Origin of the sequence: Streptomyces sp. NPDC048383, assembly GCF_040651775.1 — a bacterium.
In the GTDB taxonomy this organism is placed as follows: domain Bacteria; phylum Actinomycetota; class Actinomycetes; order Streptomycetales; family Streptomycetaceae; genus Streptomyces.
In genome coordinates, this window is sequence record NZ_JBEZKS010000002.1 from 60,838 (window position 1) to 74,786 (window position 13,949).

15 protein-coding genes are annotated in these 13,949 nt (G+C 73.3%); 9 read left to right on the top strand and 6 right to left on the bottom strand.

The genetic code is table 11. From position 1 onward, the window contains the following. The first annotated feature begins 53 nt into the window (after positions 1 to 53). The 5 genes from AB0D46_RS03100 to AB0D46_RS03120 all read left to right on the top strand — a co-directional run bounded on the left by AB0D46_RS03100 (position 54) and on the right by AB0D46_RS03120 (position 4,637). A complete protein-coding gene (locus tag AB0D46_RS03100; protein WP_281204746.1) occupies positions 54 to 308 on the top strand; it encodes an acyl carrier protein in 255 nt (84 codons plus the stop codon). Positions 309 to 311: 3 nt separating this feature from the next. After that, on the top strand, positions 312 to 1,145 hold the full coding sequence (locus AB0D46_RS03105; protein ID WP_362875515.1) for an alpha/beta hydrolase: 834 nt from the start codon (positions 312 to 314) through the stop codon (positions 1,143 to 1,145). Next, positions 1,142 to 2,383 (top strand): glycosyltransferase, encoded by a 1,242-nt coding sequence (locus tag AB0D46_RS03110; protein ID WP_362875516.1) that lies wholly within the window; start codon positions 1,142 to 1,144, stop codon positions 2,381 to 2,383. The genes AB0D46_RS03105 and AB0D46_RS03110 overlap by 4 nt, the downstream gene beginning before the upstream one ends. Next, entirely contained in the window at positions 2,380 to 3,456 is a 1,077-nt protein-coding gene (locus AB0D46_RS03115; RefSeq protein WP_362875517.1) for a class I SAM-dependent methyltransferase, read from the top strand. The genes AB0D46_RS03110 and AB0D46_RS03115 overlap by 4 nt, the downstream gene beginning before the upstream one ends. A 287-nt stretch (positions 3,457 to 3,743) precedes the next feature. Then, positions 3,744 to 4,637: an oxygenase MpaB family protein gene (locus tag AB0D46_RS03120; protein WP_362875518.1), complete on the top strand. Its 894-nt coding sequence runs from the start codon at positions 3,744 to 3,746 to the stop codon at positions 4,635 to 4,637. A gap of 27 nt (positions 4,638 to 4,664) precedes the next feature. Here the strand turns inward: AB0D46_RS03120 and AB0D46_RS03125 are convergent, their stop codons facing one another. Then, positions 4,665 to 5,018, bottom strand: coding sequence for a nuclear transport factor 2 family protein (locus tag AB0D46_RS03125; RefSeq protein ID WP_362875519.1), 354 nt, complete (start codon positions 5,016 to 5,018; stop codon positions 4,665 to 4,667). Between the two features lie 70 nt (positions 5,019 to 5,088). Here AB0D46_RS03125 and AB0D46_RS03130 point away from each other — a divergent pair, with 70 nt between their 5' ends. Further along, positions 5,089 to 5,961: a LysR family transcriptional regulator gene (locus AB0D46_RS03130; protein ID WP_362875520.1), complete on the top strand. Its 873-nt coding sequence runs from the start codon at positions 5,089 to 5,091 to the stop codon at positions 5,959 to 5,961. A 44-nt stretch (positions 5,962 to 6,005) separates the two neighbouring features. Here the strand turns inward: AB0D46_RS03130 and AB0D46_RS03135 are convergent, their stop codons facing one another. Further along, a complete protein-coding gene (locus AB0D46_RS03135; RefSeq protein ID WP_362875672.1) occupies positions 6,006 to 7,142 on the bottom strand; it encodes a phospholipase D-like domain-containing protein in 1,137 nt (378 codons plus the stop codon). 505 nt (positions 7,143 to 7,647) lie between these two features. Between AB0D46_RS03135 and AB0D46_RS03140 the strand changes: the two genes are divergently transcribed. Further along, positions 7,648 to 7,863, top strand: a complete 216-nt coding sequence (locus tag AB0D46_RS03140; protein ID WP_362875521.1) for a DUF6243 family protein — start codon at positions 7,648 to 7,650, stop codon at positions 7,861 to 7,863. Between the two features lie 188 nt (positions 7,864 to 8,051). Beyond that, a complete protein-coding gene (locus tag AB0D46_RS03145; protein ID WP_362875522.1) occupies positions 8,052 to 8,492 on the top strand; it encodes a hypothetical protein in 441 nt (146 codons plus the stop codon). 415 nt (positions 8,493 to 8,907) lie between these two features. Here the strand turns inward: AB0D46_RS03145 and AB0D46_RS03150 are convergent, their stop codons facing one another. From AB0D46_RS03150 to AB0D46_RS03160, 3 genes are read right to left on the bottom strand one after another with little or no spacing between them, the layout of a single operon-like run. Beyond that, positions 8,908 to 9,936 carry an iron-containing redox enzyme family protein gene (locus tag AB0D46_RS03150; RefSeq protein WP_362875523.1) on the bottom strand — a complete coding sequence of 343 codons (1,029 nt, stop codon included), beginning with the start codon at positions 9,934 to 9,936 and terminating at the stop codon, positions 8,908 to 8,910. Then, positions 9,933 to 10,241, bottom strand: coding sequence for a CDGSH iron-sulfur domain-containing protein (locus AB0D46_RS03155; protein WP_362875524.1), 309 nt, complete (start codon positions 10,239 to 10,241; stop codon positions 9,933 to 9,935). The genes AB0D46_RS03150 and AB0D46_RS03155 overlap by 4 nt, the downstream gene beginning before the upstream one ends. Further along, entirely contained in the window at positions 10,225 to 10,890 is a 666-nt protein-coding gene (locus AB0D46_RS03160) for a HemK2/MTQ2 family protein methyltransferase (RefSeq protein ID WP_362875525.1), read from the bottom strand. The genes AB0D46_RS03155 and AB0D46_RS03160 overlap by 17 nt, the downstream gene beginning before the upstream one ends. Before the next feature lie 367 nt (positions 10,891 to 11,257). On the opposite strand from AB0D46_RS03160, the gene AB0D46_RS03165 reads away from it, so the two are divergent. Then, positions 11,258 to 12,412: an aromatic acid exporter family protein gene (locus AB0D46_RS03165; protein WP_362875526.1), complete on the top strand. Its 1,155-nt coding sequence runs from the start codon at positions 11,258 to 11,260 to the stop codon at positions 12,410 to 12,412. A gap of 92 nt (positions 12,413 to 12,504) precedes the next feature. Here the strand turns inward: AB0D46_RS03165 and AB0D46_RS03170 are convergent, their stop codons facing one another. Next, positions 12,505 to 13,707, bottom strand: coding sequence for a mechanosensitive ion channel domain-containing protein (locus tag AB0D46_RS03170; RefSeq protein ID WP_362875527.1), 1,203 nt, complete (start codon positions 13,705 to 13,707; stop codon positions 12,505 to 12,507). Positions 13,708 to 13,949: the final 242 nt, after the last annotated feature.

Here is a 13,949-nt window from a genome sequence, read left to right on the forward strand (position 1 = left end):
CCAGGGACGCCGTGCGCGCCGACGAGGCGTCGGTCCTCGCCGACCTGACGGGCATGATCGAACAGGTCCTCGGGGAGTACGGACTCGACGACACCGAGATCGGGATGGAGACCAGGTTCGGCCGCGACCTCGAACTGGAGAGCATCGACCTGGTCACCCTCGCCGGCCTCCTGGAGGACCGCTACGGCCGTCTGGTCAACTTCGCCGAGTTCGTGGCCTCCATGGAGCTGGAGGAGATCATCGAACTGAGCGTGGGCCGGCTCGTCGAGTACGTCTGCCTGTGCCTGAAGGCCGCGGGACGGGACTGAGCCATGGCGATCGTCGACACCGGTGACGTCCGGCTGCACGTCCAGCGCCTGCCCGCCCGCCCCACCGGCACCGGGCCGACCCCGGCCGCCACCGTCGTACTGCTCCACGGCCTGCTCACCGACAGCCTGGCCAGCTACTACTTCACCGTCGCCCCGGCGTTCGCCGCGGCCGGTCTGGACGTCGTGATGTACGACCACCGCGGCCACGGCCGCAGCGGCCGGCCGCGGCGCGGGTACACCCTGGGGACGTTCGTCGACGACCTGGACGCGCTCCTGGACCGGCTCGACATACGGACCCCGGTGCACCTGGTGGGCAACTCGTACGGGGGGACCGTCGCGTTCGGCCAGGCCCTGCGCCGGCCGGAGCGGGTCGCCGGCATGGTGGTGATCGAGTCGGAACCCGCCACCGCGGCCTGGGCGGTCAAGCTGGCCGGGCTGCTGGAGCGGGTCCGCCACGAGATGGACGTGAACGAGGACGCTGCCCTCGACTGGATCGCCACCCACCACGGCGGCCACACCGCCCGGTTGGCGAAGTCCGCCGGACGGCTCGTGCGCGACACCACCCTCGCCCGGGACATCCCGGCGAGCGCGGTACTGGACGACGACGACATCCGGGCGATCCGTTGCCCGGTCCTCGCCGTGTACGGAGCCGATTCCGACCTCGCCGCGCAGGCACCCCGCATGCGGTCGCTGCTCCCGCACTGCGCGACCGAGTTGCTGCCCGGCCACCGGCACTCGGTCCTGGTGGAGGCGCCCGGCCGGGTACGGGACCTCGTGCTGGACTGGGTCGGCCGGCACTCCCGGCCGGCCGTCGGTCCCGGGGTGCGTGCCCGGTGAGCCGCTTCCTGTTCGTGGTGCCGCCGCTGGTCGGGCACGTCAACCCGGCCGTCGGGGTCGCCGCCGCCCTCGTGTCCCGGGGCCACCGGGTGGCGTGGGCGGGCGAGCCCGCGCTCGTACGCCGCCTCGCGGGCCCGGACGCGGTCGTCCATCCCTGCCCGCCCCCCGGCGCGGGTCGCGGGCCGCGAGGGGAGCCGGCCGTCGCCCGGCCCGCGGACATCCGGGGGCCGGAGGCCTTGCGGTTCCTGTGGGAGCGCTTCCTCGTACCGCTCGCCGAGGCGATGGCGCCGGGGGTGCGGCAGGCGGTCGCGGCCTTCCGGCCGGACGTGGTCGTCGCCGATCAACAGGCGCTGGCCGGCGCCCTCGTCGCCGAGGACCTGCGGCTGCCGTGGGCGACCTCGGCGACGACGTCGGCGGAGTTCACGGACGTCCTGGCGACCATGCCCCGGGTCGCCGCCTGGAACGAAACCCTGCTGCGTGACCTGCGCTCCCGGATCGGTGATCCGGCGGGGAGCGGCGACCCCCGCTTCTCCCCGCACCTCGTGCTCGCCTTCAGCACGCCGGAGCTGGCGGGGCGGGCCGTGCGGGGCGGCGACCGGGTGCGCTGGGTCGGCCCGTCGCTGACCGCCCGCCCGTCCGCCCCCTTCCCCTGGGAGCGGCTCGATCCTGGGCGCTCGCTGGTCCTGGTCACCTTGGGGACGGCGAACACCGATGCGGGGGCCCGGTTCCTGGCGCGGTCGGCCGAGGCGTTGCGGGCCCGGGCCGACCGGGTGCAGGCCGTCGTCGTCGACCCGGAGGGCACGCTCGGGGCGGGGGCGGGGGCGGGGGCGGGGGCCGGATCGGGGTCGGGTGCGGATCCCGCGGACCGGGACGTCATCGTCCTGCCGGTGGTCCCCCAACTGGAGCTGCTGGACCGCGCCGACGCCGTCGTCTGCCACGCGGGGCACAACACCGTGTGCGAGGCCCTGTGGCACGGCGTCCCGCTGGTGGTCGCGCCCATCCGCGACGACCAACCGGTGATCGCCGGACAGGTGGCCGACGCCGGGGCGGGCGTACGGATCCGCTTCGCGCGGGCCGGGGCCGACGCCATCGGAGCGGCCGTCGACACCGTCCTGCGGGACCCGGGCCCCCGGGAGGCGGCCCGGACCATCGCGCGGGCCTTCCGCGGCGCCGGGGGCGCCCTGGCCGCCGCCCGCCACCTGGAACGACTCGCCGACGGTCGGAAGGACGAGACATGAGCGCCGCATCCCGCAAGGCCCGTACGCTCCGGGTGGCCGAGCTGCGCGCCGCCTACCGCGAGGAACTGGCCGACGGCACCGAGGCGTTCTTCGCGCCGCGCGCCCACCGGTGCCCCTGGTGCGGCTCGGCGCGGCTCGGTGGGCACCTGCGCACCACCGACCTGTTCCAGCACAAGCCGGGTGACTTCGCCCTCGACCGCTGCCACGACTGCGGGCACCTGTTCCAGAACCCGCGGCTGAACGAGCGCGGACTCGCCTTCTACTACCGCGACTTCTACGACGGCCTCGGCGAGGAGCGGCTCGGCGGCGTGTTCGGCGGCCGCAGCGGCTCCTACCGGTCCCGGGCGCTGTCCGTACGGAGGCACCTCGTGGGGCCCGCCGAGTGGTTGGACGTCGGCACCGGACACGGCCACTTCTGCGAGAGCGCCCGCGCCGTGCTCCCCGCGGTGACGTTCGACGGGCTCGACCGCTCCGACGGCGCGGAACTCGCCGAACGGGCCGGTCGGGTGCGCCTGGGGCGCCGGGGGTCGTTCCCCGAGCTGGCCGATCGGCTGCCCGGCTCGTACGACGTGGTGAGCATGTTCCACTACTTGGAGCACTGCGACGTCCCGCAGCGCGAACTGGACGCCGCCCGCGCCGTGTTGCGGCCGGGTGGTCTGCTGGTCATCGACGTGCCGGATCCCGAGAGTAGGTTCGCGCGACTGTTGGGCCGTTGGTGGTTGCCCTGGTTGCAGCCACAACACCTGCACCTCATGCCGGTGGCGGGCCTGCGCCGGCGGCTGACGGAGACCGGCTTCACGGTCCTGGCCGAGGAACACGCCGAGGCGCACGACCCGGTCGACCTGGTGGCCGCCGCGTGGGTGGCGCTGGACTCGGTCGCCCCGCGCGAGGACCTCCCGTGGCTGTCTCCGCCGCCCGGGGCCGGGCGGCGGGTGCTGCGTACGGCCGTGCTGCTCGCCGGGGTGCCGCTGCTGCTGGCGGCGACCTTGCTGGACCGGGTGGCCGCGGGCCCACTGGCGGGCCGGCTACGGCTGACGAACGCGTACCGGCTGATCGCCAGGCGCGAGGAGTAGCGCCGACGGCCGGGACGGCCCGGGCCCGGCGGGCCCTCGCGGCGCGGCGCGGCGCCGTCAGGCGGTCGGCGGCTGTCGTTGCGGCGCCGACGCCGTAGCTACGGACCCGGCGAATATGCACTTCGGCCGAGATGGATTTTCGGCTGTTCGGCAGTGAGACAGTCTATGTCTCACGGAACAGGAAACGGTCCGCCGGTTTTCCTCTCCGCGCTCCGCGCCCGGGTTCCTCGTCGCGGATCACTGGCATGTCTCCGCGCGGGGTGCGGGTGTGGAGGCACCATGGGGGCATGAACGCGTCCGTGTCCCCGGTCCGCAACCTGCGGGAGCGGATCGGCGCGGGCCTCTTCGGTCGGGTGGCCGGCCCCTCCGGCCCCGCCACCCGTGCCCGCATCCACGGCACTCCCGGACCGCGCTGGTTCGGGCCCGAACGGCCCATCCGTACCGTCCACGGCGACGCCTCGATGTTCATCGGGGGGCTGAGCGCGCTGCTCCTCCAGTCGCTGCACCCGCTCGCGATGGCCGCCGTCGCCGCCCACTCGGGTTTCCGCGGCGACCCCTGGGGCCGCCTCCAGCGCACCAGTACCTTCCTGGCCGTCACCACGTACGGCACCGCCCGCGACGCCGAGGAGGCCGTTGCGCGGGTGCGGGCCGTGCACGAACGCGTGCGCGGGACGACGTCCTCCGGCGAGCCGTACCACGCCGCCGATCCGCACCTCCTGGGGTGGGTGCACGTGGCGGAGGTGGACAGCTTCCTCCGCGCCCACCAGCGCTTCGGCGCCCACCCGTTGACGGCGGAGGGCTGCGACGGCTACCTCGCCGACACGGCGCGCGTCGCCCGCGCGCTCGGCGTACCGGATCCCCCGTGCGACCGGGCGGAGCTCGCCGCCCGCCTGACGGCGTACCGGCCCGAGCTGCGGGCCACCCCCGAGGCCCGGGACGCGGCGCGTTTCATCCTGCGCGAGCCCCCGCTGCCCTGGCCGGTCAGAGCGCCGTACGCCCTCCTGGCCGTGAACGCGGTCTCCTTGCTGCCGCTCTGGGCCCGCCTCCCCCTCGACCTGCCCCACGCCCCCCGCGCCGAGCGGTTCTGCGTGCGCCCGAGCGGCCACGCGCTGACGAAGGTCATCCGCTGGGCGATGACCCCACCACCGGCCCCACCACCGGCCCCGCCACCGAGTCCCTGAGGGCGTCGCCCGCCCGGCGGCGGTCGGTCACCGTTCGAGTGTCGCGAGCAGCTCCCGCGGGTCGAAGGTGACCCGGATCCTGCTGATCTTCCCGTTCTCCACGTGGCTCCAGTTCGCCGTCGGGGTGGGCTGCGCACCCCCGGTGTGCAGGTCGAACCAGGTGATCACGTCCGTGTCGTTCGCCACCCGGGCGTGCACCTCGATCCGTTCCAGGATCCGGCGCAGGCCGCGCAGGCCGCCGAGGCAGTCCTCGACGCCGGAGGCGCGGCCGAGCGTGCCGACGAATTCGACGTCGTCGGCCAGGATCGCGCGCAAGGTGTCGAAGTCGCCCGCCTGCCACGCGGAGAAGTACGTCTCGGAAAGCTGTGCCGGAGTCGTCATGGGTCCATGCTGGTGGACCCCGTCCCATCCGTCCAATAGATGGTTGCGATGTGCAGTATCATCACTGCTTATGGAAATCCATCAGCTCCGGTACCTCGCCGCGGTGGTGGACGAGGGCACGTTCACGGCCGCGGCGGCGCGACTGCATGTCAGCCAGTCGGGCATCAGCACTCAAGTCGGTAAGCTCGAAAAGGAGTTGGGGCAGCAGCTGCTGGAGCGCTCGGGGCGAAGGGTACGGCTGACGGCCGCGGGCGAAGCGGTGCTGCCACTCGCCCGGGAGGCCCTGACGACGCTCGACAGCATCGAGCACACGGCGGCCGCATTCGCCCAGGCCGCTCGGGGACGGGTGCGCCTGGGCATGATCACGGGCTGCTCGATCCCCGGCTTCCTGGACGCCGTCGCCGAGCTCGGCAGCGCCCACCCCGGCATCGTCCTCAGCTTGCACGAGGGCGACTCCCGCGCCCTGCGGTCCCAGGTGCTCGCACGCTCCCTCGACCTCGCCCTGATCGCGTTCGCCGGGCGGCCCGAGCCCGAGTTGGACGTCAGCGTCATCATCGACGAGCCGATCGCCGTGGTGGTGCCCGAGGGGCACCGGCTCGGCCGGACACCGGTGCGGCTCGCCGACGTCCAGGAGGAGAAGGTGCTCTGCCTACCGCACGGCACGGGCATCCGCGAGGCGTACGAACGCTCGTGCCTGCGGGCGGGGATCGAACCGCGGGTGGACGTCGAGGCCAGTTCCCCACTGACGCTGCTGGGACTGGCCCGACGAGGGGCCGGGGTCGCGGTCCTGAGTCCGTCCTCGGGGGCCGACGAGGGCATGCGCCCCCTGCCCATCACCGACGCGGCGACGCACGCCTGCCTCGGCCTCGCCATCCGCCCGGACCTGCGCTCCCCCGCCGCCCGCCTGACGCTGGCCCGCCTGCGCGCGGCACTCGTCCCCTGAGACCGCTCCCCCGCACCGTCCGCCCCGAGGAAGCGCCGTGGGCGTCAGAGGAAGCGGCGGATGGGGGTGACGGCGAGTTCGCGCAGTCGTTGGGCCGGGGTGCGACGGCTCCAGCGGGCCTCGTCGATGCGGACGCTGGCCTGGAGGTCCTCGTCGAAGTGGCCGTCGAGGGTGGCCGTGAACGTCTCGTCCAGGACCGCGAGCATGACTTCCTCGTCGTGGTCCAGGGAACGGCGGTTGAAGTTGGTGGAGCCGGTCAGCGCGGCGATCCGGTCGACGGTGATGACCTTGGCGTGCATCATCGTCGGCTGGTACTGGAAGATCTTGACTCCGGCGGCGAGGAGGTCGGCGTAGAAGTGCTGACCGGCCAGCTGGCAGACGCGCTTGTCGGTGTGGGGGCCGGGCAGCAGGATCTCCACCTCGACTCCGCGGCGGGCGGCGGCGCAGAGGAGTTCGATGAAGTAGGCGTCGGGGGCGAAGTAGGCGGTGGCGAGGCGGAACCGGTGCTGGGCGGACTCGATGGCGACGCGCATCAGCGTCTGCATGTCCTGCCAGCCGAAACTGGCCGAACCGCGGACCACCTGGACGACCGCGTCGCCGCACGGGGTGTGCTCGGTGAAGCGGTCCCGGTCGTCGAAGAGGGTGTCGTGGCACTCGGCCCAGTTCTGGGCGAAGGCCGCGGCGATCCCGTCCACGGCCGGACCGCGCACCTGGACGTGGGTGTCGCGCCATTCGTCGGCGTTCCGTGCGTTGCCGCACCATTCCTCGGCGATGCCGACGCCACCGGTGAAGGCCGTCTCCTCGTCGACCACCAGCACCTTGCGGTGACAGCGGTGGTTCTGCTTGAGCGGGGAGAGCTGGAGCGGCTTGCGGAACCAGGTCACCTCGGCCCCGGCGTCCTCCATCATCTTCAGCAGGTCCTGTTCGATCAGCCGGCTGCCGAAGCCGTCCAGCAGCAGGCGCACCCGGACCCCGCTACGGGCCCGGTCGGCCAAGGCCTCGGCGAAGCGGCGGGCTATCTCCCCGCGCCAGTACACGAACGTCATCATGTCGACGGTGTGCTCGGCGGCGCTGATCGCGGCGAGCATCCCGGCGAAGATCTCGTCCCCGTTGCGCAGCACGACCAGGGAGTTGCCCTCGGTGGCGGCGATGCCGATCAGTCTTTCGAGGCGGCGCCGCATCCGCTGCTTCGCGTCGTCCGACCCCGGGGCGGGCGCGGCCGACACTCCGGCTCCTTCTGATTCGCTACATGTGCTCGTCATCACTCCACCTCACCGGTCGCCGGGCTCGCACGCCCTGACGTCCGTCCGGCGCAGGGGCGAGCCGACTGTACACACACCACGCCGCGCGGGCCGCCTCGCCCGCCTGACCACGGGTGGGGGGCCGGGCTCGGGACCGTGACGGGCCCACGACATTCGCGTCGTGCCGGGGGTCGAGGAGTGGTGGGTTCTCGACGCTGCCGTAGGGGCTCCCCAAGGAGTGGGAGGCCGGGTGGAGGGCGGGCTCCGACGGGTTCTGGGTGGCGTGCGGGGCCGGGGGGAACGGGTAATGTCTTTGTCATGTTCTTCCAAAACCCGATGTACGAGTGAGCGCGTGATGGGCCCCTGCTGACGCCCTTCGACGTCGCCGCGCCCGTCCCCCACCGATGAATCCCCAGATCACTTCACCGCATCACCGGGAGAACCCGTGACCGACAGCAAGAACATCAACAACCCCGTGGGCCAGGGCGGCGGCCAGCGCAAGAAGCTGTCCCGCGCCGAGCGGCAGAACAACGGTCCGCACCGCAACCTCGACCGCAAGAACGCCGCCGACCAGAAGGCGGAGCTGGTTCGCAAGATGCGCGAGAAGGCGGGCGTGACCGAGGGCGCCGAGCAGACCGGTGACGACACCGCACAGAGCTGACGTGGCGCCGCCACGAGCGGCACCGCACGGGGCAGGGCCCGGACCTCGACGACGCGAGGTCCGGGCCCTGCTGCCGTGTCGGGCCCCGCCGCCGCATCCGGGGCCGGGTTTGGCTTGACCGTGCACAGCAGGGGTAGGCGCCAGCCGTGTACGGCCCCCTACCGGGCACGGATCAAAGGAGCACCTTCATGATCCTCATCCTCGGACTCATCATCCTGATCGTGGCCGCCATCGTCGGCCTGATCGGAATCTTCGGCAATTTCGGCGCGGGACACGCGCTCGACGCCGGTGGTGATTTCTCGATCCTCGGTTACCACGCCACCGGCTCGACCGGATCCCTGTTCCTGATCGGAATCATCGTGGGAGCCGCGGCCCTCCTGGGCCTGGCGCTGGTGATGCTCGGTGCCCGGCGTTCGGCCCGCCGTGCGCGTGCCCGACGTGAGCTCGGCGCGTCCCGGCGCGAGTCGGTCGTCGTCGACCGCGAGCGTGAAGACCTGATCAAGCAGCGTGACGAGGCCCGCGCCATGACCGGGACGGGCGACGACGTCCGTCCCGCGACCGGCGAGCCGGTGGCGGAGGAGCCTCGGCGTCGTGGTCACTGGTTCGGCCACGGAGCGGCTCCCCGATGACGTCGACGGTGGATGCCGGCGGGGCTCTCCGTCAGGCCCGCGCCGGCTCCGTGGGAGCGGGTGCACGATGAGGTTCCGCTGGGGCGTCCGCCCCGGCCGGGCCGCGCGCCCCCGTCGGGGCGGTGGGCCGACCTTCCGGTCCTGGCGGGCCGCCGTGCGCGGGGGGACGGGCGTGACCCGGTTGCCCAGCCGCGCGGACGGCTGCCGCGTGCTCGTTCTGGCGCCGTGGCGCCGCTGCGCAGGGCCGTTGCCGCCGCCCGGTCCGCGCCGGCCCCGCGGACGATCGTCGACGTCTCCGGCATCGTCCACGCCGACTCCGGTCTGCTCGGGCTCCTCGTCCAGCACGCCGGACGTCGAAGCGGCGCTCCGGGCGTGAGCCCCGGGCGCCGCCGACGTCTCTCTTCGGGAGGGGCCGTCAGTGCTCGGGCAGGGGCGTGCGCAGGGCGCTGCGTCCCTGGTCCCAGGCGCCACGGATGTGGTCCGCGAGGCGGTCCTCCAGGAACACCGTCGCCGCGCAGCCGAACGCGACGTCCGCTTCCAGTTCCGGTTCGGTGGCCAGGAGGCCGCCGATGACCTCGTGGCGGACGATCTGCTCGTGGACCGCGTCGGCTTCCACGTGCTCGGCGTAGAAGTGTTCGGCGGCCGGTCCGGCCCCGCAGCGGCGCATGGCGTTGGCCAGCCGCCTGGATCCCGGCGAAGAGGTGACTTCGACGCACGCGAAGTGGCCGACGAGGGCTCCGCGCAGCGCCCGGTGCAGGCCGAAGAGGGACATCAGGTTCACGGTGGCGAGCAGCGGGGCCGACCCCTGGTCCAGGTAGTGGCCGTAGGTGGGGTCGAGTCCCAGGTCGGTCATGAGCTCCGCGAAGAGCCGCGCGTGGACGCGGTCGGCCCGGCCGGCCCCGAACTCGTCGTACTCGATGGCCACCATGGCGGCCTTGGCCCGTCCGGTGAGCCTGGGGATCACCCAGGCGTGGGGGTCGGCTTCCTTGAGGTGGTAGAGCGAGCGCAGGGCTGCGTACTCGCGCAGCTGCCACAGCTCGCCGTCGGTTTCGAGGTGGCGGCTGAGGCTGCCGGAGAGGTCGACGGGCTCGACGAGCAGGGGGGCGAAGGCTTCCTCGACCGAGCGGGGCACGTCGGACAGCTCGGTGCGCAGGGCGTGCCGGAAGCGGTCCTCCAGCTCCCGGCGCAGCCGCAGGAGGTCCGGGTCCCACTCCCGCTCGTCGTCCACGCCGTCGAAGCCCCGGTAGTGCAGCTCGTAGAGGAGGTAGAGGGCGAGCTGGAGGTCGTCGCCCCAGGGGTCGGCCCGCCCTACGGACCCGGGGGTGTACGTCGGGGACCCGCCCGATCGGAGGGCGTCGATCACGGCCCGGGACAGCTCACCCCGCCCCTCGACGAGACGGGGGCCGGCGGCGGTCGCCGTCGTGCTCGGGGCGGGAGGAGTCATCGGGCGTTCCTGTCGTCGGGGGTCGCGGCGGCGCGCTCGCGACGGCGGTGGCTGGTGTCGCACCAGGGGTAGGTGCGGCTGCGGCGGCAGGTGCACACCGCGACCATGAAGCGGTCGGACCGGGCGACCGTCCCGTCGTCCAGGACGATCTCGACCGGCCCCTCTACCAGGACCGGGCCCTGGGGGTCCACCGACACCCGGCGGGCCCGTCCGTCCGCGGGGGCTCGGCGCGCCTCGTGCGGGACGGCGTCACGGGCCGGGTTGCCACCGGTTCCGCTCGGGGCGCTGTCAGAGGTACTGGGCACGGATCACCACCAGCTCTTCCCACTGCTCGGCCTCGGCCGCGAGGCCCTGCTGCTCCAGCCAGGCGCGTCGGGAGCGCAGGACGGGGCCCCACGGCACGGTCGCCGTCGCGGTGACCTCGGCGTACAGCCCGGTGCGGGCCAGTCGGTCGACGGTCTCCTGCGCCCCGCACATCGCGGAGTGGACCATCAGCAGGACGCCTCCGGGATGCAGCAGGTCCCGGGAGCCCGCGCAGATCCGGTCGATGACCCCGCGTCCGTCGAGACCGGCGTCCCAGGCCCGCTCCGGGCCGTGCGACGGCAGCCGGGCCTGGGGAGCGGGGACGTACGGCGGGTTGCTGATCACCAGGTCGTAGCGGTGGCCCGCGGCGCGTGCTTCGAAGTCCCCGTGCAGCACGCGCAGCGCGAGCCGTCGGCGCAGGGCGTTGAGCCGCGCCGTCGCCACCGCGCGCCAGGAGACGTCGACCGCCGTGACGCGTGCTCCCCTGCCCGCGGCGTGCAGGGCGAGCGCCCCGGTGCCGGTACCGATTTCCAGGACGCGCTTGTGGGGACCCAGGTCCTCGTTGGTGAGCGCTTCGGCCAGGAGCCGGGTGTCCGCCTGCGGTTGGTAGACGCCGGGGAGGGCCAGCAGACCGACGGGGAGCGTGGCCAAGGGCAGAGCCGTACCGGACACCGCGTACCTCCGGGTGCGTATGCGGCCCGCCGAGCGGGCCGCGGCGATGGGCGACACCCTGCGACTGCCCTCCGCGGGGCACATCACCCAGCGCGCGTCGATCTTCGGAGGAACAGACGAAGCAGCAGCTGGACTACCTCGTTTCCCACAGGTCGTTCCGTCCCGCCCCCGTCCGTTCAGTCCGCTCAGCAGCCCGGGCAGCACCGGGGCCGGGAGCTGGACGGCGTCCCGGAACTCGGGGACCTCCCGTTCAGGAGCGTGACGTCCTGCACACCGGGGTCGTGCGCCGCCGCCCGACGTTTCCCTCCGGGGTGCGGGGCATACGGGCCCGTGGAGGTGGTCCGTCTTGCCCGAGTGGGTGGATGTGCGGGATCGATTGAGGGCGGCTGCCGCGGATCGGGCGGGGTACGTACGGCGCGCCGTGCGCGCGGCGGGGAGCGAACGGGACGAGCTGATCCTCGGCGCCAAGACGGTCGTCGCGGCGATGGCCGCTTGGGTGTCGGCGCGGTACCTGTTGCCGCCGGCGGTCTCGACGTTCGCACCGTTCACCGCGCTGCTGGCGTTGCAGGCGACCGTGTACCGCTCGGTGCGCGATTGCGTCCAGTACCTGCTGGCGGTGGCGGCCGGTGCGCTGCTCGCCGCCACCTTGGCTGCGGTCGCCGGCATCCACGGATGGTCGTTCGGCCTGCTCACGCTGCTCGCGCTGTGCGTCGGGCGGATCGAACGGCTGGGGCGGCAGGGCACCCAGGTCGCCATCGTCGGGTTCTTCGCGTTCTCGTCCGGCCAGGGTCAGATCGGCTACATCGGCCACCTGGCCGGGTCCGTGGGCATCGGCGCGCTCTGCGGTCTCACGGCGCACTTCGTCCTCGCTCCGGCCCGGCACGCGCGTCACCGGCAGCAGGCCGTCGCGGACCTCTACGCCACCATGAGCGAGCGTTTGGACGACCTGGCCGACGCCCTCGAAGCGAGCGACCCCGATCGGGAGCGGCTGGGCCGGTGGCGCCGGGACGGGCACTTGTTGTCCGCCGAGTGCGAGCGCATCCGGAACGGCATCGAGGCCGAGATCGAGAACGGTCACCTGAACCCGCGGCGCAGCATCGACGGCGCGAACCTGGCGCTGACCCGCGCGCGGGAGGCGATCACCATCGCGGAACGTGCCACGGATCACCTGCGCTCGATGACCCGGGCCCTGCACCACGCCCTCGGTAGCCGGGAGCTCGGCGGCCTGCCGGCTTCCTTCCGGCCCGGCTACGGCACGGTGCTGCGCGCGCTGGCCGCCGCGATGCGGGAGATCGGCCAGACGTCCCCCACCGACCCGGGCCGGCTCGACGAGAGGATCGACGGGGCGGCCGAGGAACTCGACGTGGTGACCCGGCGGGAGCTGACCTCCCCGAACGCCTCGCCGGTCGTCCATACCGTGCAGGGCACGCTGCTCACGGACGCCGCGCGCCTGTTGGCCGACCTCCGCTCGGGCCGGCAGGCCCTCGCCGAGGTGTCCTGAACCGGGTCCGCGCCGACGGGTCCGCGCACTGACGGAGGAGGGGCAGGGGTCCGGTCGGACCCCTGCCCCTCCTCCGTGGTGCGCGGAACGCGTCAGGCCTTTCCGCCCTTCGCACCGCGCGCGGCCGACCCGTCGAACCGTTCCTCGAACCGGCCGGCGGACCGTTCCGCGAACCGGCTGTCGAAGCGGCCGTCGGACCCGCCGTCCGACCGATCCGCGGACCGTCCGTCGAAGGAACCGTCGAGCGGCGCGTCGCCGGACCGCGGCGCCGCCGCGAAGGCCAGGCGGGGCAGGGCGTCGGGGTGCTTCTCCGTGAGCCAGGTGATCACCTGTTCCCGGACCGCGCAGCGCACCGTCCACAGGTCGTCGGCGTCCTTGGCCGTGACGATCGCGCGCACGACCATGGTGGACGGGGTCGTCTCGGTGACGGCGACGTCCCAGCCTCGGCCGTCCCACTCCGGGCAGTGGTGCAGGATCTCGTGCACCTTGTCGCGCATGAGGTCGACCGGTGCCGAGTGGTCGCAGTGGAAGAAGACGGTGCCGGTCATCTGGACGCCGCCCCGTGACCAGTTCTCGAACGGGCGGGTGGTGAAGTACGAGACGGGCATCGTGATCCGGCGTTCGTCCCAGGTCCGTACGGCGAGGAAGGTGAGGGTGACGTCCTCCACCACGCCCCATTCACCGGCCACCACGACCGTGTCCCCGATGCGGACCATGTCGCCGAACGCGATCTGGAAACCGGCGAACAGGTTGCCGAGGGTGGATTGGGCCGCGATGCCGGCCACGATGCCGATGATTCCGGCGGAGGCGAGCATCGAGGTGCCGAGCGCGCGGAAGCTCGGGAAGGTGAGGAGCATCGCGGCGATGGCGACGACAGCCACGACGACCGTCACGACCCGCATGATCAGCGTCACCTGGGTGCGGACCCGGCGTACCCGGGCCGGGTCACGGGTGCTGGTCGCGTAGCGGACGTAGGCCGACTCGACGACGGCGGAGGTCATGGCCACGATCAACCAGGCGCCCGCGCCGATCAGGGTGAGCGAGAGGATCCGGCCGACGGTGGCGGCGTTGTCCTGCAGCGGCGGCCAGGCTATCTGCCGGTACGCGCCCCGGAGCAGGGCGGCGAGCAGCACGATCTGCAGGGAGCGGCGGCAGCGGCGCAGCAGGTTCCACAGGGGTGTTTCGGGGTGGCGCCCGTCGGCTCGGCGCAGCAGCAGGTCGACGGCCCAGCCGGCCACGAAGGTCAGCAGCAGCGAGCCCCCCAGGACGGTCAGCAGGCGAAGAGCGTCGTTCATATCTCCTCAGCGAATGTAGGCGGCATGGACTTCCACGCGCTTGCCCCACCAAGTGCGGCCGACACCGGGGGGCGGTCCGAGCGGAGCCGATACCGGGGGTCCGGCCGCGGCCCGCGGGCGCCGCGACACGGTGCGGACGCCCCTCCGCGCGCGAGGACTGCGGCGGATCAGGCGGAGATCGGCACGAAATCTTTTTTCCGTGCCGCCGTTTGGCCCCGCGGATCGGGGCCATACGGGTCGAT